General features: G+C 65.7%; 23 protein-coding genes and 1 riboswitch. Of the genes, 11 read left to right on the top strand and 12 right to left on the bottom strand.

From position 1 onward, the window contains the following. The first annotated feature begins 46 nt into the window (after window positions 1-46). Entirely contained in the window at window positions 47-889 is an 843-nt protein-coding gene (locus tag HTY61_RS17950; protein ID WP_175278089.1) for an AAA family ATPase, read from the top strand. Here the strand turns inward: HTY61_RS17950 and HTY61_RS17945 are convergent. Both HTY61_RS17945 and HTY61_RS17940 read right to left on the bottom strand, forming a co-directional pair. Continuing rightward, window positions 886-2,076: an alanine racemase gene (locus tag HTY61_RS17945; protein WP_175278088.1), complete on the bottom strand. Its 1,191-nt coding sequence runs from the start codon at window positions 2,074-2,076 to the stop codon at window positions 886-888. The two genes, HTY61_RS17950 and HTY61_RS17945, sit on opposite strands and share 4 nt — an antisense overlap. Then, window positions 2,073-3,362, bottom strand: a complete 1,290-nt coding sequence (locus tag HTY61_RS17940) for a D-arabinono-1,4-lactone oxidase (protein WP_175278087.1) — start codon at window positions 3,360-3,362, stop codon at window positions 2,073-2,075. The genes HTY61_RS17945 and HTY61_RS17940 overlap by 4 nt, the downstream gene beginning before the upstream one ends. A gap of 66 nt (window positions 3,363-3,428) precedes the next feature. Beyond that, window positions 3,429-3,506, top strand: a riboswitch (SAM riboswitch). A gap of 61 nt (window positions 3,507-3,567) precedes the next feature. On the opposite strand from HTY61_RS17940, the gene metA reads away from it, so the two are divergent. Further along, a complete protein-coding gene (metA, locus tag HTY61_RS17935; protein ID WP_175278086.1) occupies window positions 3,568-4,500 on the top strand; it encodes a homoserine O-acetyltransferase MetA in 933 nt (310 codons plus the stop codon). Then, complete coding sequence (locus HTY61_RS17930; protein ID WP_175278085.1) at window positions 4,493-4,948, top strand: GNAT family N-acetyltransferase; 456 nt, start codon at window positions 4,493-4,495, stop codon at window positions 4,946-4,948. The genes metA and HTY61_RS17930 overlap by 8 nt, the downstream gene beginning before the upstream one ends. Before the next feature lie 146 nt (window positions 4,949-5,094). Here HTY61_RS17930 and HTY61_RS17925 read toward each other — a convergent pair whose 3' ends face one another. Continuing rightward, on the bottom strand, window positions 5,095-5,904 hold the full coding sequence (locus HTY61_RS17925; RefSeq protein ID WP_175278084.1) for a hypothetical protein: 810 nt from the start codon (window positions 5,902-5,904) through the stop codon (window positions 5,095-5,097). Window positions 5,905-6,289: 385 nt separating this feature from the next. Between HTY61_RS17925 and HTY61_RS17920 the strand changes: the two genes are divergently transcribed. From HTY61_RS17920 to HTY61_RS17910, 3 genes are all read left to right on the top strand, one after another. After that, a complete protein-coding gene (locus HTY61_RS17920; RefSeq protein ID WP_246272851.1) occupies window positions 6,290-6,769 on the top strand; it encodes a GFA family protein in 480 nt (159 codons plus the stop codon). A 34-nt stretch (window positions 6,770-6,803) separates the two neighbouring features. Next, complete coding sequence (locus HTY61_RS17915) at window positions 6,804-7,988, top strand: vWA domain-containing protein (RefSeq protein ID WP_175278082.1); 1,185 nt, start codon at window positions 6,804-6,806, stop codon at window positions 7,986-7,988. Between the two features lie 76 nt (window positions 7,989-8,064). Next, on the top strand, window positions 8,065-8,664 hold the full coding sequence (locus tag HTY61_RS17910) for a type VI secretion system-associated protein TagO (RefSeq protein WP_175278081.1): 600 nt from the start codon (window positions 8,065-8,067) through the stop codon (window positions 8,662-8,664). A 20-nt stretch (window positions 8,665-8,684) separates the two neighbouring features. On the opposite strand, the gene HTY61_RS17905 is transcribed toward HTY61_RS17910, so the two are convergent. After that, on the bottom strand, window positions 8,685-9,974 hold the full coding sequence (locus HTY61_RS17905) for a glycerate kinase type-2 family protein (RefSeq protein ID WP_175278080.1): 1,290 nt from the start codon (window positions 9,972-9,974) through the stop codon (window positions 8,685-8,687). 133 nt (window positions 9,975-10,107) lie between these two features. On the opposite strand from HTY61_RS17905, the gene HTY61_RS17900 reads away from it, so the two are divergent. Together HTY61_RS17900 and HTY61_RS17895 are read left to right on the top strand one after the other, a co-directional pair. Continuing rightward, complete coding sequence (locus tag HTY61_RS17900; RefSeq protein ID WP_175278079.1) at window positions 10,108-10,461, top strand: TfoX/Sxy family protein; 354 nt, start codon at window positions 10,108-10,110, stop codon at window positions 10,459-10,461. Further along, on the top strand, window positions 10,458-11,123 hold the full coding sequence (locus HTY61_RS17895) for a DUF2461 domain-containing protein (RefSeq protein WP_175278078.1): 666 nt from the start codon (window positions 10,458-10,460) through the stop codon (window positions 11,121-11,123). The genes HTY61_RS17900 and HTY61_RS17895 overlap by 4 nt, the downstream gene beginning before the upstream one ends. 3 nt (window positions 11,124-11,126) lie before the next feature. Here HTY61_RS17895 and HTY61_RS17890 read toward each other — a convergent pair whose 3' ends face one another. Next, window positions 11,127-11,894, bottom strand: coding sequence for a transglutaminase-like cysteine peptidase (locus tag HTY61_RS17890; protein WP_175278077.1), 768 nt, complete (start codon window positions 11,892-11,894; stop codon window positions 11,127-11,129). A 189-nt stretch (window positions 11,895-12,083) separates the two neighbouring features. Between HTY61_RS17890 and HTY61_RS17885 the strand changes: the two genes are divergently transcribed. The 3 genes from HTY61_RS17885 (at window position 12,084) to HTY61_RS17875 (ending at window position 17,273) form a co-directional block, all read left to right on the top strand. Next, entirely contained in the window at window positions 12,084-12,779 is a 696-nt protein-coding gene (locus HTY61_RS17885; protein ID WP_175278076.1) for an RraA family protein, read from the top strand. Window positions 12,780-12,915: 136 nt separating this feature from the next. Continuing rightward, window positions 12,916-14,175, top strand: coding sequence for an efflux RND transporter periplasmic adaptor subunit (locus tag HTY61_RS17880; protein ID WP_175278075.1), 1,260 nt, complete (start codon window positions 12,916-12,918; stop codon window positions 14,173-14,175). Further along, window positions 14,175-17,273 carry an efflux RND transporter permease subunit gene (locus HTY61_RS17875; RefSeq protein WP_175278074.1) on the top strand — a complete coding sequence of 1,033 codons (3,099 nt, stop codon included), beginning with the start codon at window positions 14,175-14,177 and terminating at the stop codon, window positions 17,271-17,273. Before HTY61_RS17880 ends, HTY61_RS17875 begins: the two co-directional genes overlap by 1 nt. 49 nt (window positions 17,274-17,322) lie before the next feature. Here the strand turns inward: HTY61_RS17875 and HTY61_RS17870 are convergent, their stop codons facing one another. The 7 genes from HTY61_RS17870 to HTY61_RS17840 all read right to left on the bottom strand — a co-directional run bounded on the left by HTY61_RS17870 (window position 17,323) and on the right by HTY61_RS17840 (window position 24,942). Continuing rightward, a complete protein-coding gene (locus tag HTY61_RS17870) occupies window positions 17,323-18,309 on the bottom strand; it encodes a ketopantoate reductase family protein (RefSeq protein WP_175278073.1) in 987 nt (328 codons plus the stop codon). 127 nt (window positions 18,310-18,436) lie between these two features. Continuing rightward, window positions 18,437-19,747, bottom strand: a complete 1,311-nt coding sequence (locus tag HTY61_RS17865) for a TRAP transporter large permease (protein ID WP_175278072.1) — start codon at window positions 19,745-19,747, stop codon at window positions 18,437-18,439. Continuing rightward, complete coding sequence (locus tag HTY61_RS17860; RefSeq protein ID WP_175278071.1) at window positions 19,747-20,250, bottom strand: TRAP transporter small permease; 504 nt, start codon at window positions 20,248-20,250, stop codon at window positions 19,747-19,749. Before HTY61_RS17860 ends, HTY61_RS17865 begins: the two co-directional genes overlap by 1 nt. A gap of 58 nt (window positions 20,251-20,308) precedes the next feature. Then, on the bottom strand, window positions 20,309-21,352 hold the full coding sequence (locus tag HTY61_RS17855; RefSeq protein ID WP_175278070.1) for a TRAP transporter substrate-binding protein: 1,044 nt from the start codon (window positions 21,350-21,352) through the stop codon (window positions 20,309-20,311). 52 nt (window positions 21,353-21,404) lie between these two features. Continuing rightward, window positions 21,405-22,949: a class I adenylate-forming enzyme family protein gene (locus tag HTY61_RS17850; protein ID WP_175278069.1), complete on the bottom strand. Its 1,545-nt coding sequence runs from the start codon at window positions 22,947-22,949 to the stop codon at window positions 21,405-21,407. Further along, entirely contained in the window at window positions 22,949-24,118 is a 1,170-nt protein-coding gene (locus tag HTY61_RS17845) for an acyl-CoA dehydrogenase family protein (RefSeq protein WP_175278068.1), read from the bottom strand. Before HTY61_RS17845 ends, HTY61_RS17850 begins: the two co-directional genes overlap by 1 nt. Next, window positions 24,115-24,942, bottom strand: coding sequence for a p-hydroxycinnamoyl CoA hydratase/lyase (locus HTY61_RS17840; RefSeq protein WP_175278067.1), 828 nt, complete (start codon window positions 24,940-24,942; stop codon window positions 24,115-24,117). The genes HTY61_RS17845 and HTY61_RS17840 overlap by 4 nt, the downstream gene beginning before the upstream one ends. Between the last annotated feature and the right edge of the window lie 112 nt (window positions 24,943-25,054).

Below are 25,054 nucleotides of genomic sequence, written 5' to 3'. Positions count from 1 at the left end.
TACGTCGGGCGGCCCTAAGACCGGAAACACAAACGGGAAGAAATCCATGCTGTTTGAAGGCACAGACGCCTATGTCGCCGAAAAGGACCTGACCGTCGCGGTCAACGCCGCGATCCGGCTGGAACGGCCCCTGCTGGTCAAAGGAGAGCCGGGCACAGGCAAGACGGAACTGGCGAGGCAGGTCGCCGCCGCGCTGGACCTCGACCTGATCGAGTGGCACGTCAAGTCGACCACCAAGGCCCAGCAGGGCCTCTACGAGTACGACGCCGTCTCGCGCCTGCGCGACTCGCAGCTTGGCGATCCGCGCTTCGAGGACATTTCCAACTACATCAAGCGCGGCAAGCTGTGGGAGGCCTTCACAGCCGACAGGAAGACGGTGCTGCTGATCGACGAGATCGACAAGGCCGACATCGAGTTCCCCAACGACCTGCTGCAGGAACTCGACCGCATGGAGTTCTTCGTCTACGAGACCGGCGAGACGATCAGGGCGAAGCAGCGCCCCATCGTCATCATCACCTCCAACAACGAGAAGGAACTGCCGGATGCCTTCCTGCGTCGCTGTTTCTTCCACTACATCCGGTTCCCGGACTTCGAGACCCTGCAGGCGATCGTCGACGTCCACTATCCCGGCATCAAGAAGGAACTGGTGCGGGCCGCGCTGACGCGCTTCTACGAGATCCGCGAGGTCGCCGGCCTGAAGAAGAAGCCGTCCACCTCCGAAGCCCTCGACTGGATCCGCCTCCTCGTCGCCGAGGACGTCCAGCCGGAGGACCTGCGCGCCGACGCGAAGAACGCCCTGCCGAAACTGCACGGCGCGCTGCTCAAGAACGAGCAGGACGTGCACCTCTTCGAGCGCCTCGCCTTTCTCGCCCGCCAGCGCGGCAGCTAGGCGGTCGGCGGGAACGTTTCCCACGTACCGACCACCTCGCTGCCGGAAAAGACGGCCAGCGGGCCGAATTGCAGCAGCACCGCCTCGCTCTGCTGCGGCCGCATGAAGACGAAATCGTCGATGTCGGCGGCGACGGGACCGCGCGACACCAGTATCTCCTGGTTCGAGGACCGTCCGACCAGCCTGCTGTAGCCGAGGCCCGGCGGATGCACCGGTTTCGCCAGCCAGTGCCCGCCATGGATGAACACCGCCTCGCGGGCGCCGCCCTCCAGCAGGACCTGCATGAAGCGCGTGTCGCCGAAGCCGGGAATGCGGAAAGGCCCCTTCTTCAGGACCGGCGTGGCGATGAAGGCGGCCGGCCGCATGGCGGGCCGCTCCACCCGGTCGAAGTCGAGCGGCTTCAGCAGCAGCGAGCCGACCGACAGGTCGTTAATGAAATCGTCCCCGGCGCGGGCGGCCACGGTCTTGCTGCCGCCGGAATTGCGAATCGCGCCCGCGACCGTCTCCTCGCCGAAAACCGACCGCGCGATTTCCAGCGCCCGGCCGTAACCGGAACGGAAGTCGCGCTCGGCCCGGGCCCGAATCCCGAAGGCTGATGGAAGTGCCGGAAGGTGCGGCTCGTAGCCCATCATGCCGGCAAAACGCAGCCCGTCGGCAGCTGCGAGCGCGGCCATCCCCTCGGCCAGATTCCGCTGCGGGTCGAATCCGCCGCGCCGCAACCCCACGTCGATTTCCGCAGCGACATTGAGGACCACGCCCTGCGCCCGCGCCAGCTCGTCGTACTGGCGGATGCGCCCGACGGTATCGACCAGCCAGACGACCTCCGTGGCGAGCTTGCGCAGGCCCGGCTCGCCCTCCATCAAGGCCGCCACCGCCGCCACGGGCACCGGCTTGCCGAGCAGGTGCCCCATGCCGGGCAGCGCGCCGTGCAGCTGTTTCAGCATCGCGACAGAGAATGTCATCAGCCGGTCGGTCTTCAGCCTTTCGGTCACATGACGCAGCAGCGCAGGCGAGGGCAGCGACTTGGCGACGATGCGCAGTGCCTTGTCCGGCGGCGCCACCGCGGCAAGCGCGTCGAGATTGGCGTCCAGCCGGTCGCGGTCGATCACCATGACCGGCTGCGCGATGCCGGCCGTCTTCAGCGCGGCGTCCAGCGTCGCGAAATAGTCCCTCTCTCCGCCGCTCATCGCGATACCCCGAAGATCGTTGCCAGGTGGTCGTTGACGAACCGACCCTGCGGATCCCACTCGCGGCGCAGCTCGTCGAAGCGGGCGAAATCGGGATAGAGCGCCTCCAGCTTCTCGCGTCCCAGCCCGTGCATCTTGCCCCAGTGCGGACGCCCGCCCGCAGCCAGGAAGACCGGCTCGACCAGCGACTGCAGGACGGCGTGGCCGTCCTTCCACCAGGAATGGACCGCGACGGAAATCCGGTTGCCGCCCTGGAACGGGCTGAGCCAGGAATCGTCGCCCGCCGTCTGGCGCACCTCGATCGGGAAGAACACCTCCGGGCATCTTGCCTCGATGATCGCGACAGCCTCCTTCAGCGCATCGAGGGCGGTGTCGACCGGGAGGTGGTACTCCGTCTCGCGGAAGGGAACGTTGCGCTCGGAAGCGAGCAGCTTCCAGTTGTAGTCGACCGCGTCCTCCTCGGGGAAGCGGGCGAGCTCCCGCCGGATCACCAGCCTGCGCAGCCAGCGCCACCAGCCGAGCAGGTCGCGCGCCCGGCGCAGGTCATGGACCGCGGCATCGTCGTCGCCCTTCGGGCCGGCGCGCGGTGCCTCGTCGGTCAGGTCGTGGCTGATGGCGAGGCAGTAGTCCGAGAAGGGGATGTAGTAGAACTCGAAGTTGCGGTGGGTGCGCCAGAGATCCTGCGCGGAGGACAGCGCCTCGGCGAGCGGCATCGACCATGTCCGCCGGTGCAGCCGGTGAGCTTCGACGACCCGGAAATCGATGCGGGTAACGATGCCGAGTGCGCCGAGCGATACGCGCGCCGCGGCGAGCAGGTCCGGGTCGCGCTCGCCGTCGATTTCGACCATGCTGCCATCGGCGCGCAGGATCTCCAGACCGGCGATCTCCGCCGACAGGCAGGGCAGCGACACGCCCGTTCCATGGGTGGCCGTCGCCGTCGCGCCGGCGATCGACTGCGCGTCGATGTCGCCGAGATTGCGGAAGGCAAGCCCCTCCTCGTGCAGCGCCGCCGTCAGCTCGTGCAGCCGGCTGCCGGCACGCACCCGTGCAATTCCCTTTTCCCTGTCTATCGCCTCGATGCCCTTGAAACTGTCGAGGCTGACGAGGGTTTCGGCGTCCGCGACCAGCGGGGAAAAGGAATGGCCGGCGCCGACGGCCCGGACCGGGCCGTGGTCCGCGGCGACGATTTCCCGCATTTCCTCCACGTTCGACGGTGTCTCGATCCGGCAGCCCGCCGCCGGATATTGCCGTCCCCAGTCGATCCACCCTGCGTCCCTGCCCGCCATTGTCTGCCCCTCCTCGGCCACGGTTGCACGCGGCTACAGATTGACGGATCGACACCGGGAAAGTAAATCCGCTTTCGTGGTGATTTGGCCGGCCGGCTTGCAGCCACGTTAAAGAACTCGCTAAAAGGCCGCGACGATCAGGTGGAAAGACCGTCCGACCGGCCGCGGAAATCGCTGCCGGCTTTTTTGTTTTGGAGTGAACGCAATGCCGATCCGCATTCCCGACCAGCTTCCCGCCCGCGACATCCTCGTGCGCGAGGGCGTGATGGTCATGGACGACACGACGGCCCTGCGCCAGGACATCCGGCCGCTGCAGATCGGCCTGCTCAACCTGATGCCGAACAAGATCAAGACCGAGACGCAGATCGCGCGCCTCGTCGGCTCGACGCCGCTGCAGGTGGAACTGACGCTCGTCCGCGTCGGCGGCCACCAGCCCAAGAACACGCCGGAGGAACACCTGATCTCCTTCTACCACACCTGGGAGGAGGTGAAGCACCGCAAGTTCGACGGCTTCATCATCACCGGCGCGCCCATCGAGACACTGCCCTTCGAGGAGGTAACCTACTGGGACGAGCTGAAGCGGATCCTCGACTGGACCGAGACCAACGTCCACTCGACCTTCAACATCTGCTGGGGCGCGATGGCGGCGATCTGGCATTTCCACGGCGTGCCGAAATACACGCTGCCGAAGAAGGCCTTCGGCGTCTACCGGCACAGGAACCTCGCCCCGGCCTCCCCCTATCTCGCCGGATTCTCGGACGACTTCCAGATCTCGGTGTCGCGCTGGACCGAGGTGCGCCGCGAGGACATCAGGCCGGAGATGGGACTGGAAATCCTGATGGAATCGCCGGAGACCGGGCTGTGCCTGATTTCCGAGAAGAAGTGCAACCGGCTCTACATCTTCAACCATGTCGAATACGATTCGACGACGCTGGCGGAGGAATATTTCCGCGACGTCGCCAACGGCACGCCGATCGACATCCCGGTGAACTACTTCCCCGACGACGACCCGGAGAAGACGCCGCTCAACCGCTGGCGCAGCCATGCCTTCCTCCTGTTCGGCAACTGGATAAACCAGGTCTACCAGACCACCCCCTACGACCTGGCGGAGATCGGGAAGGATCGCGGCAATGGCTGAGGGCATCGAAATCCGCCCGCTGCGGCGCGGCGACGAGGCCGCGTGGCGGCGCCTGTGGACCGCCTACCTGGAATTCTACGAGAGCGCGGTGCCCGAGGAGGTCTATGCCTCGTCCTTCGAGCGGATGCTGGCCGGCAATGCGGGAGCGGAAAACGAGTTCCGCGGCTCGGTCGCCTGTCTCGACGGCCGCCCCGTCGGACTCGTCCACTTCCTGTTCCACCGGCACGGCTGGAAGATCGAGAATGTCTGCTACCTGCAGGATCTCTACGCCGATCCGCATGTACGGGGCCGCGGCATCGGGCGTGCTCTGATCGAGGCGGTCTATGCCGCCGCCGATGCCGAAGGCTGCCCTTCGGTCTACTGGCTGACGCAGGATTTCAACGAGACCGCGCGGCGTCTTTACGACCGCATCGGCACGAAGACGCCCTTCATCAAGTATACAAGGTAAGTAATCGCTTACATTTATTCGTGCCAGGCGTCGCATTGACGCCCTGCAGGAGAAAATCCGCCTCCGCCACCTGCACGGGCGCGCGGCAACCGCCCCGCGCTTCGCTTCCGAAGCCGGTCTGTCGGGCACGACCTGTCGCCTTCCGCTCACGACGTGTTCCATGCGTCGAGCGCCAGCATATGGCATTCCTTCAGCACCTCCCCGATCTCGTCTCGCGGGCGCCTTCGCCAGCCCGGCGGCAGGCCGGGCCGGAAGGGGCGGAAGCGCCATGGTGCGGGCCTGCGCACGGCGTCGGGCGACAGGCCGGCGATCTCGCCCGCGTCGGCGGCGCGGATGCGCTCGATGGCCCGCTCGAAACGCGCCTTCCAGCGGGCGAGGCGGGCGGCCTGTCCGTCGAGATCGTCCAGCGCGAGCGCTAGTGCCCGGATGCGGCGCGAGATGCCACGGGCATCCACAAGCTCGTCGGGATCGGCGTAAGGACCGGGCCAGCCTTCTTCCGCATCGTCATATTCGAGGAAGACATGGCCGAAAGGCCCGTCCAGCCCGGTGACATCGAAGAGGAATGGTGCGTAGCGCTTCCACGGGTCGAAGAGCTGGAAGGACGGACGGTCGCGGTAGAGGTCGAGCAGCTCGGCGTCGGACGGCTCTGCGCCCGGCTCCCTGTCCGTCCCGTCTTCGGGCGCTGTTTCCGGCTGCGCGTTCGCGTCGGGCCGACCCGCGTTGCGTTCCGGTGAAAGCGTCACGTCCCGTTCCAGCTTGCAGGCGGCCATGACGATCAGTCGCCGGGCGGCGAACTCGGCGGGCCGCAGGACCGACAGGATGCGCGTGCGCAGCCCGCGCGGCAGGAAGACCAGCGAGCGGCCCGTCCTGATCCCGGCCATGAAAAACAGGTGCGCGACGATCCGCAAGAGATCGTCCAGGTTCCGCTCCACCGCCCGTTTCCAGTCGAACTCCATGGCCCTCTCCGTGGTCGCGCGGACAAGGGTACGAGAAGGCCGGATGCGGTGGACAAGTTTTCGCGGAAATGCCGGGATTCCGGGGAGAATTGGCGCGATTTATCCAACGGGGCGGCCTCCTTCATCCACGGAATCCGGTTCGGCAGCGCCGCATGTTCAACGAAGTTGCCGCCCGCAGCGATGCCCGCGATCAGCGACAGCCCCCGTGCGCCGTCATCCGTGGTCCCCGGCTCAGGCCCGAGGATGACGCCCCGTGATGGCTACGGCGGCCGGTCGCCGGCATCGCGCCCCGCATCGCCCCCGCGCCTGTCACGGAGCTTGATTCCGGCAGCAATCTGCACGAACCTCCCGGGTCTTCCGAGACGACGGCATGGAGGAGGATGAAATGCAGGGACGTTGCACCTGCGGCGAAATCCGTTTCCGGCTCAAGGCGAAGCCGATGTTCGTGCATTGCTGCCATTGCACCTGGTGCCAGCGCGAAACGGGTTCGGCCTTCGCGATCAATGCCATGATCGAGGCCGAGGAGGTGGAGCTGGAATCGGGCGTGCCGGAAGAGGTGCTCACGCCGTCGGAGAGCGGCAGGGGCCAGCTGGTCAGCCGCTGCCCGAAATGCCGGGTGGCCGTATGGAGCGTCTATTCCGGCGCCGGGCCGGCGATCCGCTTCGTGCGGGTCGGCACGCTTGAGGACCCGGGGGCCCTTACGCCCGACGTCCATATCTTCACCGAAAGCAAGCTGCCCTGGGTGGTGCTGCCGCAGGACGCCCGCGCCTTCCCGCAATATTACCGGCTGGAAGAGGAATGGCCTGTCGAGAGCCGGGAACGACGGAAAGCGGCGAAGGCGCGATACGCGGCGCGGGACCGGTGATGACAGCGCCGCCGCCGCGCTCTACAAGCAAGCCATGTTCATACCGTTCTTCCTCGAGCTGAAGGCCGCGAAGATTCCCGTCTCCCTGCGCGAGTATCTCTCGCTGCTGGAGGGCATGCAGGCCGACCTCGTCACCTGGGATGTCGAGGCCTTCTACTATCTCGCCCGTGCCACCCTGGTGAAGGACGAGCGCCACATCGACCGTTTCGACCGGGTCTTCGCCCATGTCTTCCGCGGCGTCGAGGCGGTCTCCGGCGAGGGCGCGGTCGATCCGGCGAACCTGCCTGAGGAATGGTTGCGCAGGCTCGCCGAGAAGCACCTGACGGAAGAGGAGAAGAAGCTGGTCGAGTCGCTCGGCGGCTTCGACAGGCTGATGGAAACGCTGAAGGAGCGTCTCAGGGAACAGCAGGGCCGCCACCAGGGCGGCTCGAAATGGATCGGCACCGCCGGCACGTCGCCCTTCGGCGCCTATGGCTACAACCCGGAGGGCGTGCGCATCGGCCAGGACGGGAGCCGCCACCGCCGCGCCGTCAAGGTCTGGGACAGGCGCGAGTTCCGCAATCTCGACGATTCGGTGGAGCTGGGCACGCGCAACATCAAGGTGGCGCTGAAGCGGCTCAGGCGCTGGGCGCGCGAGGGCGCCGAGGAGGAGTTCGACCTCGACGGCACCATCCGCTCCACCGCCGAGCACGGCTATCTCGACGTGAAGATGCGCCCGGAGCGGCGCAACGCGGTGAAGCTGCTGATGTTCTTCGACGTCGGCGGCTCGATGGACGACCACGTCCGCGTCGTCGAGGAGCTGTTCTCCGCCGCCCGCGCCGAGTTCAGGCACATGGAATACTACTACTTCCACAACTGCCTCTACGAGAGCGTGTGGAAGGACAACCGCCGCCGCCACGGCGAGCGCATCCCGACCATTGACGTGCTCAACACCTACGGCTCCGACTACCGCGTGATCTTCGTCGGCGACGCGGCGATGAGCCCCTACGAGATCGCCATGCCCGGCGGCTCGGTGGAGCACTGGAACGAGGAACCCGGCGCGGTGTGGATGGCCCGCGCGATCGAGAAGTTCCCGAAATCGGTCTGGATCAATCCCGAGCGGCAGGATCGCTGGCACTACACGCAGTCGACGCGGATGCTCTCCGAGATCATGGGCGGGCGCATGTATCCGCTGACGCTGAAGGGCCTGGAAGAGGCGACGCGGGAACTGTCGCGGTAGTATTGATAATATTGAAGAGTTGGCTTTAGATTTAGGCTTCTGGTGATCCGATTTACTCTCGGAGATTCCTTTGAGGTTGCTTATTGCAATTGCATTCTTGCTTTTGGCGGCGCTGAATGCACGCGCCAAAGAACAATGTATTTCTATCGCAAACGACCTAGATCGGTTGGCTTGTTACGATCGTGAGGCTGGGCGCACACCTAAAAGAGAACGGATTACCCCAGCGATCGAAAATTGGGATGTGACGAAAGAGACGTCAAAATTGACTGATCACGTGAATGTATTTTTGAGCGTCAAATCCCAAGGGGTTGTGAACTGTGGATGGAACAATGGTGATCACATTCGGCTTTTAGTTCGCTGCGTCGAGAATACCACGGCACTGATTTTTCATACCGGCTGCCACATGACCTCCAGTGACTACAATGATTATGGGAACATCACATACCGGCTGGATAGCGACAAAGCCCAAACAGTTCGGGGCTATGAGTCCACAAACAATCGCTCACTTGGACTGTGGACAGGTAGCCGGTCCATCCCCGTAATCAAACAAATGTTTGGGAAGTCAGTGATGGTAGTTCGCATGACGCCATTTGGCGAGAATCCATTCACCGCGACTTTCAATATTACCGGGCTGGAAGAGGCAATCGCACCATTGCGAGAAGCCTGTCACTGGTAACTCGTTTCCAAGAATAGATTCTACCCCAGCAGCAGCACCTGCAGGTCGGCGACGTTGGTGCCGGTCGCGCCGGTGACGAGCAGCGCGCCGGCCGCCTGGAGCGCGTGGAAGGCGTCGTTGTCGGCAAGATGGGCATCCACCGACAGGTCCTTCGCCTCCAGCGCCGGAACCGTCTCCGCCGTGACGATGCCGCCCGCCGCGTCGGTCGGGCCGTCGCGCCCGTCCGTGCCGCCCGAGAGAAACGCCCAGTCGCGCGACAGCGGGCTCGCCTCGCACAGCACGGCGAAGCGCAGCGCCATCTCCTGGTTACGCCCGCCCTTGCCCCGGCCCGTGACCTGCACGCTGGTCTCGCCGCCCGCGAGGATCGCGGTCTTCTGCCCGCGCGGGGCGCGCAGGGCCGCCGCGTGCAGCGCCTCCACCGCCTCCTGCACGTCGCCTTCCAGCCATTCCGAGAGGATGACCGTCTCGTAGCCGAGCTGCCGGGCGGCGTTCTCCGTCGCCTGCAGGCTGATGCGGTTGGAGCCGACGAGGATGTTCTCCGTCGTCTGGACGAATGTGCCCTTCGGCGCCGCGGCGCGCTTTTCCAGGTGCGCCATGACGCTGGCCGGCATGTCCGCCTCGAGGCCGAAGCGCCTGACGATCTCCAGCGCCTCGCCGGGTGCCGCCGGGTCCGGCACGGTCGGCCCCGAGGCGATGATGGCGAGGTCGTCGCCCGGCACGTCGGAGAGGATCAGCGCCAGCCCCTGCGCCGGGTGGATGGCGCGCGCCAGCCCGCCGCCCTTGAGCCGCGACAGGGCCTTGCGCACCGTGTTCATGGCGACGATGTCGGCACCGGATTTCAGCAGCAGGTCGTTGGCACGGATCTTCTCGGCGAGCGTGATGCCGTCGGCGGGCGCGGGCAGCAGCGCCGAGGCACCGCCGGAAACAAGGCAGATGACGAGATCGCTCGTCGCCGCATCATGCGCGATTTCCTCGATCCGTCGCGCGGCGGCGGCGCCGTTTTCGTCGGGCAGCGGGTGCGACGCGCCGGCGACCTCGGCGCCCTCGATTTCGGCGACATTCTCGTAATTGGTGACGGCGAAGGCCTGCGCCACCTTGGCATGCGGCAGGGTGTCGAGCGCGGCGCGCATCATCGGAACCGCGGCCTTGCCGGCGGCGACGAGGTGGATCCGTCCGGCCTGCGACCACTCGCCGTCATGCGCCTCCAGCGCGGCGGCGACGGCATGAAACGGATCGGCCGCGGCCACGCCCGCCCTGAAAATCGTCTCCGCGTCCCCGGCCAGCGTCGTGCTTTCCGTCTCCTTCGTCATCGCGTCTCTCCGTCCTCCTCGACGGCCCGTCCGCCGGCCGCCTGTCTGTCGCCCCGTTTCGCCGCGAAGTCAAACCCGGCCGCACCATTACCGCGCGGCTGTGCGGCGGCCCCGTTTCGCGCTAGACTGTCGCATGGCCCATGACGAAGAACTCGCCTCGCGCATGCGGAATTCACTCGACGGCCTGCCCGGCCTTTCGGAAAGGCGCATGATGGGCGGCATCTGCTTCATGCTCGACGGCAACATGATCGGCGGCGCGCATCGCGAGAGGACCGGCGAGGGCAAGCTGCTGTTCCGCGTCGGCAAGGCGCAGCAGGAAGCGGCGCTCGCCCTGCCCGGCACCGTGCCGATGGTGAATGGCGGCCGCCGCATGGGCGGCTTCGTCCATGCCGGCGAAGCGGTGGACGACGCCACGATGCGCGAACTGGTCTCCATGGCGCTCGCCTTCGTCACCACCCTGCCGCCGAAGCCGGGGAGAGAGCGATGACGGACGAGGAACACGCCGGTTTCACCGGAGAGACCCTGCGCTTCCTGTCGGATCTGCGGGACAACAACACGCGTGAATGGTTCCGGGAGCACGGAGAAGACTACGAGGCGCATGTGAAGGCGCCGGCGTCGGCCTTCGCCGGGACGATGGCGGTCGCGCTGGAGGCGATGTCGGGAACGGCGCTGAAGCCGAAGATTTTCCGCATCAACCGCGACATCCGCTTCTCGAAGGACAAGACGCCCTACAACACCCATCTCCACATGGCATGGCTACCGGCCGACGACGGCATGAGCCCGCCGGCCTTCATGTTCGGTCTCTCGCCGGACTACTGCACCGTCGGCTGCGGCGTGTTCGAGTTCGCCGCGCCGGTGCTGGAGGCCTATCGCCAGGCCATCGCCGGCTCGGCGGGCGACGACCTGGGCGCGCTGCTGGCGGAGCTCGAAGCCGGCGGCTGCCGCCTGTCGGAACCGGCGCTCAAGCGGCTTCCGGCCGGCTTTCCGGCCGACCATCCCTGGGCGGAACTGGCGCTGCGCAAGGGGCTTGGCGCCTGGTGCGATTTCGACGGGCCGGAGGCGGCGACGCGGCCCGGTCTCGCGGACCGCTGCCTCGAACGCTTCGAGAAGCTGATGCCGCTGTGGCGCTTCCTGTACGAGCTCGGCTGAACGTCAGCCGGCGGCGGTGCGGGTGCCGTGGATGCGCATGTCCTCGCCGTTGAAGGAGAACAGGACCCGGTAGTCTCCCGCCGTGTCGTCGACGAGGATCCGGTCGGTCAGGCTGTCGAGGATCAGGTTGCGGCCGTCGATGCTGACGGCGAGAACGGCGTGGTAGGCGCCGGTCGTGGCATCCTTCAGGACGAGCAGCGTCATCGCCTCCGGCCGCACGCCCATGGCGCGCAGCACGTGGTACTTCATGATCGCATAGTCCTCGCAGTCGCCCGCGCCGCGCTCCAGCGTCTCCATGAAGGACTGCCAGCGGTCGGAATCGGCGGCCGACGGGTCCTCCTCCCGATAGGCGAGGATCCCGTTGACGGCCGCGTTGGCCGCCGCGATCCGCCGTTCGGGGTCCATGGACCGCGCCTTCGTCACGGCCCCGCGCAGGCGGGCCAGGCGGGGATCGGCGCACACATCCTCGCCGGCGCAGTAGCCCTGCAGGTAGGCCGCCGCCCGCGGCTCGCGCGCGCGCCACCACTTGAACAGCCACTTGCGGTTGGTGAAGGCCACCGGCACCGTGCCGAGCATGGAATATTCGCGCGCATCGTCGCCGAAGGCGGCCGGTGCGGGGGCCGCGGCGACGGAACCGGTCGGGACCGCGTCGATGGCCGCCGTTTTCGAGGTGCAGCCGGCCGCCGCCAGCCCGGCCAGCAGCAGCATGGCGGCCAGTCCCGGCAGCGCCGCGGAGCCGGAAATGCGATGCGCTGCCTTGCCTGCCGCCACGTCGGACATCCCCCTGCGAGAATCGATTCGGGACCCGTCGTCCCCCGCGCCATGAGTCGGCGGTCATTGCGGCCAGAATGCGGCTGTCTGCCGCACCGCGGCATGGGCCGGGCCCGCTGGCCTTTGCCGGCGCGGCGCGGCATTCTGCTTCCGCGACGGACGGTTCCGCTCATGACGCCGGAGGGTAACATGGACAACGCCTTGTTCGAGCTTCTGAGGTCGGTCAACACGCCGACCGTCTGCGACGCGCTGGCAAACCTTCACCCGAACCGCGCCTTCACCGCCTACACGCAGGGCACGCCGCTGGCCACCGCGCCCGACGCGCCGCCGCTGGTCGGCTATGCCTGCACCGGCAAGATCGCCGGCAGGACGCCGTCGGTGGAACAGCCGGAATCGGTGCGCGAGCGCCGGCTTGCCTATTACCGCTACATGGCCGCCGCGCCGAAGCCGGCCATCGCCGTGGTCGAGGACCTGGACGGCAACGAGGCCGTCGGCGCCTTCTGGGGCGAGATCAACGCGACGCTGCACAGGGCGGTCGGCGTCTCCGGCGTGCTGACGAATGGCGTGGTGCGCGATCTCGGCGTTCTGCCGGACGATTTTCCGATCATCGCCGGCTCCGTCGGGCCGAGCCTCGCCTTCGCCCATGTCACCGGCTTCGGCACGCCGGTGAAGGTTTTCGGCCTGGAGGTGAAGCCCGGCGATCTCGTCCATGCCGACCGCCACGGCGCCGTGGTGATCCCGCCCGACGCCGTGCCCGCCCTGCACGAGGCGATCACCCACCTCGTCGGCGCCGAGAGGGCGCTGGTCGACGCCGCCCGCGAGCCCGGCTTCGACATCGCGAAACTGGAACACGCCTGGTCGAAATTCGAGAAGACCCGGCGCTAGGCGGGCGCCGTCCCGCCGGCATTTCCCGACCGGTCCCGCCACGGACTCCGCCACGCGGGCCGCGCCCGTTCGAGATTGGCGGCGACTCCTTGCGCACCGCAACATGACAAAACCTTAACTTGCACCGCAGTGCAGCATGGCCCAGTCATTGCGCGACAAGGCTGCGTGGCGCGTCCGCGCTCCGCTATCCATGGAGACGAAGTTGAAACGGTTTCTTCCCCCCCTTGCCGGGATCGCCATCGTGGCACTGGCCTGGTTTGCGACATTCGGCATGCCCTTCATGGAACAGGATCCGGACACCGGAACGCAGGGCGCGGCATCCGCATCCGTTCCGCCGGCCGGGGGGCCTCCCGGCGGCGGTCCGCGCGGACGCGGCGCGGGCGCGACCGTGGTGACGCTGGCCGAAGTGGAAGTGCTGCCCTTCACGGAAGTCTTCCGTTCCGTCGGCACGGCCAGGGCGCAGGCCAGCGTGACCGTGGAGACCGAGGTCGCCGGCAAGGTGACCGAGGTGCATTTCGGCGCCAACCAGGAAATCGAGGCCGGCGATCCGCTGGTCTCCCTCGATGACCGGGTCGAGCAGATCGCGCTGCGCACGGCGCGCGCCAACCTCGCCGAGGCGAAGGCGACGCTGGAGCGCTACACCGCGCTCATGGACATGAATTCGGGCGCGGTCTCCGCCGTCAACGTCGCCGAGGCCGAGACACAGGTGGAGATCGCCGAAGCGGATGTCGCCAGGGCCGAATACGACCTCGAGCAGAAGACGATACGCGCGCCCATCTCCGGCACGCTGGGGCTGACCGACGTGGAACCCGGCGTCTACCTGGCCGCGGCCTCCGAGATCGTCACCATCACCGACCAGACGCACCTGACCATCGAGTTCGGCCTGCCGGATCGCGCCGCGAATATCGTGCAGGTCGGCCAGCCGGTGCGCCTGATCACCGGTTCGCTGCCGGGCCGCGTGTTCGAGGGAACGGTCGAGGGCTATGACGGCCAGATCGACAGCACCACCCGGACGATCAAGGTGCGCGCAGGCATCGACAATACCGACGGTCTCCTGCTGCCCGGCATGATCTTCAACGTGCTCCTGGCGCACGAGAACGAGCCGCTGCCCAGGGTTCCGGCCACCGCCATCACGTGGAGCCGCGACGGGGCAAGCGTGTGGGCCGTCGAACAGGGCAAGGCGGAACCCGTGAGCGTCACCATCCGCCATCGCGCCGATGACATGGTTTGGCTCGACGCGGAGCTGGAGGAAGGCCGGCAGGTGGTTGTCGAGGGCGTGCAGAAACTGCGCGAAGGCAGCCAGGTCACCACGGCCGGGCAGATGGCCGAGGCCGGCAATCCCGGCTCCGGGCGCCGCAATGCAGCCACGGCCGCCGCCGAGGGGAGCGCGAACTGATGTCGCAAAGCCAGATTCGCTCCGGGATCGCCGACCTCTTCGTCTCGCGGCCCATTCTCGCCATCGTTCTCAACCTGCTGATCGCAATTGCCGGACTGGCCGCCCTGTCGTCGGTCGAGGTGCGGGAAATGCCCGACGTGGACCAGCCCGTCCTCTCGGTGACCATCGACTGGGACGGCGCCGCCCCGGAAACCGTGGACACCGAGGTAACCTCCGTCGTCGAGGACGCCCTGACCCAGCTCGACGGCCTGGAAGGGATCTCCTCGACCTCAAGCTACGGCCGCAGCCGCCTGACGATCGACCTCGCCGACGGCACCGACATCGACACCGCTGCCAACGAGGTGAGCGAACTGCTGACCCGCGCCGAGCGGCAGCTGCCGGACGGGATCGACGATCCGACGGTGACCAAGAACGATTCCGATTCCCAGCCGATCATGCGCCTTGCCCTGCTCGGCACCGCCTCCATGGCGGAACTGACCGAGCTGGCCGAGGGCATCGTTTCCGACCGGCTTTCCGCCATCGAGGGCGTGGCCGAGGTCCAGGTGATGGGCAGCCAGGAGAACGAGTTCCGCGTCGAGGTCGACCTCACGGCGATGGTCGGACGCGGGCTGGAGCTGGATGACGTCGAGGCGGCGCTGCAGACGCTGCGCATCGACACGGCACTGGGCGACCTGGATTCCGACAGCCAGTCGGTGCTGCTGCGCAGCGCCGACCCGGAAGTGACCGCCGACACGATCGCCGACCTGCGCATCGACACCCATACCCGCGTGGGCGACATCGCGCTCGTCCAGTATACCGCCGACGAGAAGGACGTGATCGCGCGCGTCGACGGCCAGAGCTCTGTCGGCATCGGCGTGGTGCGGCAATCGCTCGGCAACACGCTGGCGATCTCGCAACAGGCCCGCGAGGCGGTCGAGGATCTCCAGACCGAGCTGCCCGACGGCGTCCGCCTCGTCATCGTGGCCGACGACGGCATTTTCGTCGAGCAGTCGATCGACGAAGTCACGGCCACCATCGCGCTGGCCGTCCTGATCGTCGTCGCGGTGATCTTCGCCTTCCTGCGGTCCTGGCGCGCGGTGCTGATTCCCACTGTCACCATCCCGCTCTCCCTCGCCGGAACGATCGCGGCGATCTGGCTCGCCGGCTTCTCGGTCAACACCATCACGCTGCTGGCCCTTGTGCTCGCCACGGGCATGGTGGTGGACGACTCGATCGTGGTGGTCGAGAACATCGTTCGCCGGCGCCATCTCGGGCTGGGCGCCCACGCGGCCGCCGCCGCCGGCACCAACGAGGTGTTCTTCGCCGTCATATCGACCACGGCGACGCTGGCCGCGGTCTTCATTCCGATCTCCTTCCTGCCGGGACAGGCCGGCGGCATCTTCGCCGAGTTCGGCTTCGTGCTGGCCTTCTGCGTGACGCTGTCCTCCTTCGTGGCGCTGACCCTTGCCCCCGCACTGGCCGCCCGGCTCGATCCCGGCGGCACGGGACGGGTGACCGAGGAGGAAGACGAGAAGCGCAGCCGCCGGGGCGTGACCGGCCTCTATCTGAAGCTGGTCGACCGCGCGCTCGCCGCCCCGGCCCTGACCATCGGCGCGGCGGTCGCCTTCGCCATCGTCTCCTACGGCACCTTCTCGGGCCTCACCTCGGCCCTGACCCCCGCGGAGGATCGCGGCGCCTTCCTGATCCGTGGCACCGCCCCGTCGGGCGCAAGCCTCGGCTTCACCGAATCGCAGGTCTCCCAGGTCGAGGCACTGCTGCAGCCCTATGTCGACAGCGGCGAAATCGAGGCCGTGCAGGCGCTTGTCGGATTCGGCGGCTCGTCCAGCGCCTTCGTCATCGCCCGGCTGGCCGACTGGGACGAGCGCGACCGCAGCCAGCAGGAACTCCTTGCCGAGCTGAATCCGCAACTGGCCCGCATTCCGGGCATCTCGGTCTTTGCCATTTCGCCCAACAGCCTCGGCATCCGCGGCGCCGGGCGCGGCCTGCAGTTCGCCCTGCTCGGCGACGACTACGACCGGCTGGCCGAGGAAGGCGATGCCCTCGTGGCCGCGATGGCCGAGGACCCGGCCTTCTCCAACCCGACGCTTTCCTACGACACGACGACGCCGATGCTGAGCGTCGACATCGACCGCGAGATGGCGACCGAGCTGGGCGTTTCGCCCGAAAGCATCGCCACCACCATCAGCGCGCTGACCGAGGGCGTGACGGCGACGGAGGTCTTCGTCGACGGAACGGAAACCGATGTCACCCTGGTTCCGGGCGGCAAGCCGATCACCGATCCGACGGACATCGAGAATGTCCATGTCCGCAGCAGCGACGGCGACTACGTGCCGCTGTCCTCGATGGTGATGCTGACCCAGACCTCCACCGCCTCGACCCTCGCCCGCGAGGAACGGTCCCGCGCCGTGCCCGGCGAGGCCAATCTCGGCGCCGGGGTAAGCCTCGGCGAGGCGGCGGCGCGGGCCGAGGAACTTGCCGCCGAGGTCCTTTCGGACGATGCGCGCCTGATATTCCGGGGCGAGGCGGCGGCGCTGGAGGAAAGCCAGTCCGGCACGGCGCTGGTCTTCGGTGTTGCGCTCTTGGTCGTGCTGCTGGTGCTGGCCGCCCAGTTCGAGAGCTTCGCCTCGGCCACGGTCATCATGCTGACGGTTCCCTTCGGGCTCGGCGCGGCGGTGATGGCGATCTGGCTGAGCGGCGGCACGCTCAACTACTACAGCCAGATCGGCCTGGTGATCCTGATCGGCATCATGGCCAAGAACGGCATCCTGATCGTGGAATTCGCCAACCAGCTGCGCGAGCGCGGCCAGGACGTCGACAGCGCCATCCGCAACGCCGTGCGGCTGCGCATCCGGCCGGTGATGATGACCGCGGTCTCGACGGTGGTCGGCGGCCTGCCGCTGGTGCTGTCCTCCGGCGCCGGCGCGGAGGCGCGCGCCGCCGTCGGCTGGGTCATCGTCGGCGGACTGGGCTTCTCCACGATCTTCACCCTGTTCCTGACCCCGGTCTTCTACCGCCTCATCGCCCCTCTGGGCGGCGAGCCGGGCAAGGCCGCCCATCGCCTGGAGACCGAGAAGCAGGCGATGGCGCCGGCCGAATGAGCAAGTAGGTGGCAAGTGCTTCCGGCGCCATGCGATCGCGAGCCGGCTTCTAGCCGGAATAGAGCCCGCGATCCCGTGCCAGTCGCGTGACGATGGCCGCCAAGACGTCAAGGGCCGGCGTATCGATACCGGCAACCTGCGCAAAGGCCTGCGGCGCGCGGACGATTTCGCCGATTTCCATCGGGCGGCCCGCCTCGTAGTCCTGCAGCAGGGATGGCCGGTGATCGGGAAGACTCGCCACGAGTCGGTCGATATCGACCAAATGGTTGACCGGAAAACCATGCGCGGCCGCGATCTGCAGTCCTTCCGCGACGATTCGCCGGTATATCGTCTCGAGTTCCGGGTCGGTACGCGAAATCGACGACTTGTTCGAGGTCGCAAGCGCAATGGTCGAACCGCTCATGTTGAGCAGGAGCTTCATCCAGACGGTTTCGCGGATATCGCCATCCAGCGCGGGCGAGGCGATCCCAGCTTCCTCCAAAGCGCTGCGCAGGCCAGCAACATCGACGGCGCAATCCGGCGCGATCGGGCCGATGGACAGCTGGTTTCTCTGCGGCGTGTTGTTCTTCACGACGCCAGGTTCAACGACTTCATTGGCCGAATAGATACTGGCACCGATGATTTGAGAGGGAGTCATGAGAGACAGGAATTTTCCGCCTAGCCCGAACAGGTCGAGCGCCGGCGGCTCGGGCTTGTCATCCAGCCCGACCGGATACCACCACGGGATTCCGTTCTGGGGGAACAGCACGGCCGTCCCCGGTGCAAGCAGTGGCGCAAGCATGTCGGCCATTGTCGCCAACCCCGTCGACTTCACGGCGACGATGACCAGGTCCTGGGTACCGAAGCCGGAAGGGTCCGCGTCGGCGGCCACCTCTGCGATCCAGGATTCTTCGCCTGCCTGAAGCACCAGTCCCCTCGCCCGGATGGCTTCCAGATGGGCCCCGCGTGCGATGACCGATACATCGTGCCCCGCCCGGGCCAGCCTGACCGCGATATGGCTTCCGACCGCACCGGCGCCCACTACACATGCCCGCATATCTTTTTCCCTTGTATGAATCGGCCCCTCCGGGATGCCGAATATCTCAAGCCTATTGGGACGAAATCAGCCCTTCGGCACGACCCAAATTCCCTGCCGGCACGACATATACGTACCTGGACACCTTCTATTGAAACGCCCTGGCTGTTTCCGGCAGCCAAAGGGCGATTTCCGGAAAGATGAAGACAAGCACGATCAGTATCATCTGGGCGATGACAAAAGGGATTACCCCCGCATAGATCGACGTCAGCTTCACATCCGGCGCCATACCTTTGATAACAAATACATTCATGCCGACGGGTGGGGTGATGAGGCCTAGTTCCACCACCATCACAACAATCACGCCGAACCAGACCGGGTCGAATCCGAGATTGGAGGCGATGGGGAAGAAAATCGGCACGGTCAGCAGGATCATCGCCAGCGAGTCGAGGAAGCACCCCATCACGAGGTAGATCACCAGGATGGCGGCCATGATCGCCGCGGGATGCATGTCCAGCCCCGCGACATAGCCGGACAGCGTTCCCGCAATGCCGGAAAAGACCATCAGGTTGTTCAGGGTCAGCGCGCCGATCAGGATGGTGAATATCATCGCCGTCGTCTTGACGGTTTCCATCAATGCATCGACCAGGTTTGCGTAGCTCAGCCGCCGCCGCATCGCCGAAACGCCCATCGCCCCGACGGCGCCGACGCCCGCCGCTTCCGTCGGCGTGAATATGCCGACATAGATGCCCCCGATCACGATCAGGAACAGGAGCAGGATCGCCCATGTCCGCCCGAGCGCGTTGATTTTCTGCCTGGCCGACGCGCGTTCGCCGACCGGGCCCATATCGGGATGGAGGCGGGTAATCAGCGCCACCACCAGCATGAAACCGACGATTGTCAGCAAGCCGGGCAGGAAACCGGCAATGAACAGGTCGCCGATCGAGGTTTCCGTGAGGACCCCGTAGAGCACCAGCACCACGGAAGGCGGAATCAGGATGCCGATGATGCCCCCCGCCGCGACCGATCCCGTCGAAAGGCTCTCGGCATATTTGTAGCGCTGCATTTCCGGCAGGGCGACCTGGCTCATCGTGGCAGCAGTTGCCACCGACGAGCCGCAAATGGCGGCAAATGCCCCGCAGGCGCCGATGGTGGCGAGCGCCAGCCCGCCGCGAAACGCGCCGAACCATGCATTGAATGCGCCGTAGAGTTCCTTGCTCAGCCCGGAGCGCGAGGCCACGGACCCCATGAGAACGAAGAGCGGTATGATCGACAGGTCATAGGTTACGACCGTTTCGTAGACCGTGGTGCCGAACAGCGACAGGGCCGGCATCGGGCCGATGATCAGCGCCATGCCGGCCAGTCCGCAAAGCCCCATGGCAAAGCCGATCGGAACCGAAAGCAGGAGGAGAGCGAACAGCGCCAGAAAGGACAGGGCGCCTACTGAAATCGAATCCATCAGTCTTCACTGTTCACAATGGGAGGAGAATCCTGACACTCGGCGTCCGGCGCGAAGATCTGGGCGAACGCGACGAGCGCGGCCGCTCCGGCCGCGAAAGCCATCAGGAAGGCGACCGGCCAGACGGGAAGGAAGAGGATATCCGTTGCCAGGCCGTCGCCGAGGAAATTCACGGCTCGGTCCCACAGCCGCCATGCGACGATGGACAGGAACAGGAACCCGCATATCCCCGCTATGAGGGCGAGGATCCGTCTGCCGCTCCGGGGCAGGAGACTATCTGCGATATCGACCGCGACATGGCCGCGCTCGATCGTGGTAAGCGGCAGCGCGAACAGGACGAGCAGCCCCATGCCGAGATGCACGAGTTCCACCGCGAAGGTGAGAGGCGCATCGAAAACGTAACGGCCGACCACGTCGACGAATGTCACGCACAGAATGAACAGCAGAGCCACGCATGCGAGGCCCGCCAACCATCGTGACAGCGATTTCATAAGCGCACCCACGTTCCACTTTCCGAATGTGAACGGCGCCGTGCAACGGGGCACGGCGCCGGACATCTGACTATTTGCTGTACTTGGCGATCGTGGCTTTCAGATCGTCCAGCAGCGCCTTGCCATCCAACCCTACGGAGTCGGCATGGGCAATCCAGTCGTCGTTGAGAACGGCGAGTTTCTCCTTCCAGCGCTCGACTTCGCCATCGGACAGGACATTGATCGTGTCGCCATTGTCATTGGCGGCCTTCGTGCCGGCCACATCGGCACGATCCCAGCCGGCACCGAGTATCCTTGCACCTGCGATTCCGCCCACCTCGTTCAGCACCTTCTTGTGCTCGTCGGAAAGCGACTCGTATTTCTTGCGGTTCATGACGATCGCGAACGGCGTGGTGTAGAGTCCGCCGGGAACCTGCAGGTGGTATTTCGCCACCTCGAAAAGACGGTGACCCTTGACCGCTTCCATGGGGAACATGGTGCCGTCTGCAACGCCCTTCTGGATGGATTCATAGGACTGGGTCGACGGCAGCGCGACCGGAACGGCGCCCAGCGCCTCCGCGATCCGGACACCGCCGCCGCCGACACGCAGCTTGACGCCGGTGATATCCTCGAGCGACTTGATCTCCTTTTTCGAGTGGACTGCGCCAGGCCCCGCGACCATGATGGTGACGACCTTCACATCCTTGAATTCCTTGTCGAATCCGATGTTGCGGTCGTACCAGTCATAGACGGCCTGGGAACCGGTTTCGCCGTTTGGCGAAAGGAACGGCAGCTCGATACCCCTGAGGACCTCGAACGGACCCGGCGTATAGCCGGCAACATGATAGGCCATGTCCGCCGCACCGTCGCGAACGACGTCATACTGTGCCGGCGGCTTCGCGATCGGCGCGGGATCCAGCGCGATCTTCAGCGTGCCGCCCGACGCCTCCTCGACCGCGGCGAACCATGCCGGCAACGTGTCGGAAACCAGGTGGTGTTGCGGCGGAAGCCATGTCGACATCCGAAGCGTAACGGTCTCGGCCTGGGCCGGCGCGGAAGCCACCCCAACCGAGATCGCAGTGGCGAGTGCCCCCATTTTCAGCAGGGTCCTGCGCAGTACTTTTCGTTGAATCATTGTCATTCCTCCCTTTGCAATTCGAGATCGCGCACCGTTGCTCCCGTCAGGCCTAGATTTTCCGCTCCCGCCCGGCCCAGAACTCGTCGCGTAGTGCGGTTTTCACGATTTTTCCCAGTGAACTCCGCGGCAACGCCTCGCGGAAATGCACTTGGCGCGGCTTCTTGTAGCTCGCCAAATTCTCGCGGCAGTAGTCGATAACGTCCGTCTCGCTCAGCGAATGACCGTCATTGACCACCACCAGGGCAGCGACCGCCTCGCCCCATTTCTCGTCGGGCACGCCAATAACGGCGACCTCCCGGATCGCCGGATGATGTCCGAGCAGTTCCTCGATTTCCCGCGGATAGATGTTCTCGCCGCCGCTGATGATCACGTCCTTCTTGCGGCCGACGACGAAAATATACCCGTCCTCGTCGACGAAGCCGAGATCGCCGGAGTGGACCCAGCCGTCCTTCATTGTCTCTTTCGTGGCCTCGTCATTGCGCCAGTATCCGCGCATGACCTGTTCGGCGCGAATGCAGATCTCGCCGACCTCGCCGCGCGGCAATTCCCGGCCGTCATCATCGAAGGCGCAAACTTCATTGTAGGCCATCGCCCGGCCCGCCGACATCAACCGGCGCTGTTCTTCATCGGTCCCGTCCGGCTTGTGGTCCTCCTTGCGCAGGCATGAGCCGCTCGGCCCGGATTCGGTCAGCCCGTAGAACTGCATGAAAACGGGCCCGAAAGCCCGGATCGCCTGACGCAGCAGCGCGACCGGCATTGGCGCTGAAGAATAGTAGACATTCTTCAGGCATCCCGACGTGAAGGGCTTTCCGCCCAACTCGTCCACCAGCATCTTGATCATGGTGGGCGCAAGCAGGACGCAGGTGATCTCATGCCTGCTCAACAGATCCAGCACGTCATTCGCCTGGAACGACGGCACGAGCACGTTGGTGCAGGCCCGGTGGAAATGGACCGTGGTGAAGTTCTTGCCGCCGATATGAAACAGCGGCATCACCGTCAGCAGCCGGTCATCCGGCCCGATGGCGGCGTCCGCCATGGTGGACTTGGCGTTGGCGATCTGGCCGCGATGATCGAGCAGGACGCCCTTGGGTCTCCCGGTCGTGCCCCCGGTATACATCATGTAAACGATATCGGACGGGGCGGCGAGAATAGCGGGCTCTTCGGCGCTCGCGGAGGCAAGCAGGCGCTCGTAACTGTTGCCCTCCTCGCCTTCGCCGCCGAAGACGAACTTGTTGTCGATCGATACGCCTTCCACAAGATGGGCGTAGTCATGCTGGACAACCAGCGCGAACAGGTCCGCGTCATTCGCCACATATTCCACGTCCGAGGCCTGGTAGCGAAAGTTGAGCGGGACCGCGATGAAGCCCCCCTTCTCCGCGGCGCCGTAGGCCTCGACCATTTCCAGGTAGTTGGCCGACAATATGCCAAGCCGGTCACCCTTCTTCATGCCGAGTGCGGTCAGCGCGTTGATCAGCCGGTTCACCCGTGCGTTGAGCTCGGCGAATGTCAGAACGCCGGAGGGGTGAATATAGGCGGGCTTGTCAGGAAAATTCCTGGCATTGTAGACAAAGAAAGATCCAAGTGTGTCGAGCATCATTTCGATCCGGAACCGGGATTTGATCCGCCGGCGGGGCGCGACGGCTTGAAGCCGTGTTCGCTCAGCACCGACCTTGCGATGTTGTTCTTCATGATTTCGGCCGAGCCGCCGGTGACATGCCCGATCTTCGCGTCGCGCAGGAACCGCTCGAACGGCTGGTCGCGATAGCTCGCATGGCTGCCGACGATCGAGAATGCCTGGTTGGTGGCGGCGTCGCAGACTTCAACCGCCAGGAGCTTAGTCATCGCGGTTTCCTTCTCGTGGGGAAGGCCCTGGTCCTCCATCCACGCGGCCTTGAAACGCACCAGGCTGGCCGCCTCGTACTTGGTCGCCAGATCGGCGATGATCCACTGGATGCCCTGGAAGTCGGCGATCTTGTTGCTCCCGACATCCCTCTTGGTGGCATAGTCGACCGAGCGGGAAATCGCCTCGCGGGCGATCCCCAGAAGGTGCGAGGCGTTGCACAGGCGAGTAATGTTGAAACTCGCAAAGAACGTTTTCATCCCCCCGCCCTCTTCGCCGAGAAGGTTCGAGGCCGGCACCCGCACATTGTTGAACTCGACGTCGTAATGCGGCTCCAGGCGCCACCCCACCGCGTCCATCTTGCGGTGGGTGATGCCGGGCGTGTCCGCGTCGATGAGAAGCGTCGTGAGACCCTTCTCGGTCATGACGAACGTCACCAGAAGGTCCGCTTCCGCCGCCAGGGTTATGTGTGTCTTGTGGCCGTTGACGACATAGTCATCGCCGTCCCGCCGTGCCGTGGTCCGCATGTCCTTCAGGCTGGAGCCGACGGTCGGTTCGGAAACGACGATCGCCGACAGGATCTCGCCACGGGCCAGACCGGGCAGGTATTTCGCGCGCTGCTCTGGCGTTCCGAGCACCAGCAGCGTGCGCTGCCCGTGCAGCGTCAGCGCGAGCGTCGAGACGCCGGCAGCAGCGCATTCCTCGGCAGCGATGGTCATCTCCACCGCGCCCCATCCCCGGCCGCCATACTCCTCGGGCACCATGATCCCGGTCCAGCCGTTTGCCGCCAGCCCGCGATAGAACTCGAAGGGAAATTCGCTCTCGATGTCGCAGCGCTTGACTTCCTCCGGATCGAATCCGCTCACATAGGCCCGCATTTCCCTCTGCAGGGTGGCCTGGCGTTCGGTCAGCCCCAGGTTCACCGGCCGCCCCCCACTTCCTCGTTGCCCTGGAGGCCGGGCTTGTACTTGCCCTCGACGAAATCGCCGATCCCGCTTTCGATCCAGCCGCCCTTCTGGGCCATATAGACCTCGTCTTCCTTGGCTGCCGTGTAGCTGATCGAGGCATCCCAGGACATTTCGAGCGAATAGCGGTAGCCATCCTTGCAGGCGCGCAACGCTGTCGCGTCCTTGGCCGCGATTTCGCGCGCAAGCGCCATTGTCTCGCGCTCCAGATCTGCAAGCGGCACCGCGAAGTTCACGAACTTCATCTTTTCCGCCTCGCTGCCGCTGAAGGTCCGTCCCGTCATGGCGTAAAGCAGGGCGTCGCGCGGATGCATGATATTGGCGAGCGACTTGGAAACCGGTCCGCCGGGAAATCCGCGGAAATTGACCTCGGACAGGCCGAACGTCGCCTCCTGCGCGGCGACCGCGAGATCGCAGCCCTCGACGATCGAGAACGCCCCGCCGAAACAGTAGCCGTTCACCATGGCGATGGTCGGCTTCGGATACTGGCGAAGCGTCCGGCCGCGCCACTCGCCGGCCATCCGGAAAACCCTTCGGAATTCCTTGGGGTTCTTCACCTTGAGCTCATGGAAGAACTCCTTGAGATCCATGCCCGCGCAGAACGCGTTTCCGGACCCGGTGATTACGAGGACCTTGACATCATCCTCGTAGCGAAGGGTTTCCAGCAGCTCCGTCATTTCGACATGCAGCCGGGGATTCATCGCGTTCTTCTTGTCGGGCCGGTTCAGCGTGATCCGCGCGATGTGATCGCTGATATCGACCTTGAGCGTCTCGAAATTCATTCCTCCCCCTTCTTGTTCATCCCGGCCGGGCGTTCATTCGCTTCGCGGGCGGTGTCGGCATTCTTCGACAATTTACATACATTCGTGAATGTTTGTTAATAACATGTGCGCG

The sequence above is a fragment of the Oricola thermophila genome (assembly GCF_013358405.1).
Classification (GTDB): domain Bacteria; phylum Pseudomonadota; class Alphaproteobacteria; order Rhizobiales; family Rhizobiaceae; genus Oricola; species Oricola thermophila.
Note: the sequence above shows the minus strand (reverse complement) of the source record. Positions and strands in the feature narration are given on the sequence as shown.

Bases quoted from the DNA above. Each gene is read 5' to 3' on its own strand.
- HTY61_RS17950 (WP_175278089.1), top strand. From the start codon at position 47: ATGCTGTTTGAAGGCACAGACGCCTATGTCGCCGAAAAGGACCTGACC.
- HTY61_RS17945 (WP_175278088.1), bottom strand. From the start codon at position 2,076: ATGAGCGGCGGAGAGAGGGACTATTTCGCGACGCTGGACGCCGCGCTG.
- HTY61_RS17940 (WP_175278087.1), bottom strand. From the start codon at position 3,362: ATGGCGGGCAGGGACGCAGGGTGGATCGACTGGGGACGGCAATATCCG.
- metA (WP_175278086.1), top strand. From the start codon at position 3,568: ATGCCGATCCGCATTCCCGACCAGCTTCCCGCCCGCGACATCCTCGTG.
- HTY61_RS17930 (WP_175278085.1), top strand. From the start codon at position 4,493: ATGGCTGAGGGCATCGAAATCCGCCCGCTGCGGCGCGGCGACGAGGCC.
- HTY61_RS17925 (WP_175278084.1), bottom strand. From the start codon at position 5,904: ATGGAGTTCGACTGGAAACGGGCGGTGGAGCGGAACCTGGACGATCTC.
- HTY61_RS17920 (WP_246272851.1), top strand. From the start codon at position 6,290: ATGCAGGGACGTTGCACCTGCGGCGAAATCCGTTTCCGGCTCAAGGCG.
- HTY61_RS17915 (WP_175278082.1), top strand. From the start codon at position 6,804: ATGTTCATACCGTTCTTCCTCGAGCTGAAGGCCGCGAAGATTCCCGTC.
- HTY61_RS17905 (WP_175278080.1), bottom strand. From the start codon at position 9,974: ATGACGAAGGAGACGGAAAGCACGACGCTGGCCGGGGACGCGGAGACG.
- HTY61_RS17900 (WP_175278079.1), top strand. From the start codon at position 10,108: ATGGCCCATGACGAAGAACTCGCCTCGCGCATGCGGAATTCACTCGAC.
- HTY61_RS17895 (WP_175278078.1), top strand. From the start codon at position 10,458: ATGACGGACGAGGAACACGCCGGTTTCACCGGAGAGACCCTGCGCTTC.
- HTY61_RS17885 (WP_175278076.1), top strand. From the start codon at position 12,084: ATGGACAACGCCTTGTTCGAGCTTCTGAGGTCGGTCAACACGCCGACC.
- HTY61_RS17880 (WP_175278075.1), top strand. From the start codon at position 12,916: ATGGCCCAGTCATTGCGCGACAAGGCTGCGTGGCGCGTCCGCGCTCCG.
- HTY61_RS17875 (WP_175278074.1), top strand. From the start codon at position 14,175: ATGTCGCAAAGCCAGATTCGCTCCGGGATCGCCGACCTCTTCGTCTCG.
- HTY61_RS17870 (WP_175278073.1), bottom strand. From the start codon at position 18,309: ATGCGGGCATGTGTAGTGGGCGCCGGTGCGGTCGGAAGCCATATCGCG.
- HTY61_RS17865 (WP_175278072.1), bottom strand. From the start codon at position 19,747: ATGGATTCGATTTCAGTAGGCGCCCTGTCCTTTCTGGCGCTGTTCGCT.
- HTY61_RS17855 (WP_175278070.1), bottom strand. From the start codon at position 21,352: ATGATTCAACGAAAAGTACTGCGCAGGACCCTGCTGAAAATGGGGGCA.
- HTY61_RS17850 (WP_175278069.1), bottom strand. From the start codon at position 22,949: ATGCTCGACACACTTGGATCTTTCTTTGTCTACAATGCCAGGAATTTT.
- HTY61_RS17840 (WP_175278067.1), bottom strand. From the start codon at position 24,942: ATGAATTTCGAGACGCTCAAGGTCGATATCAGCGATCACATCGCGCGG.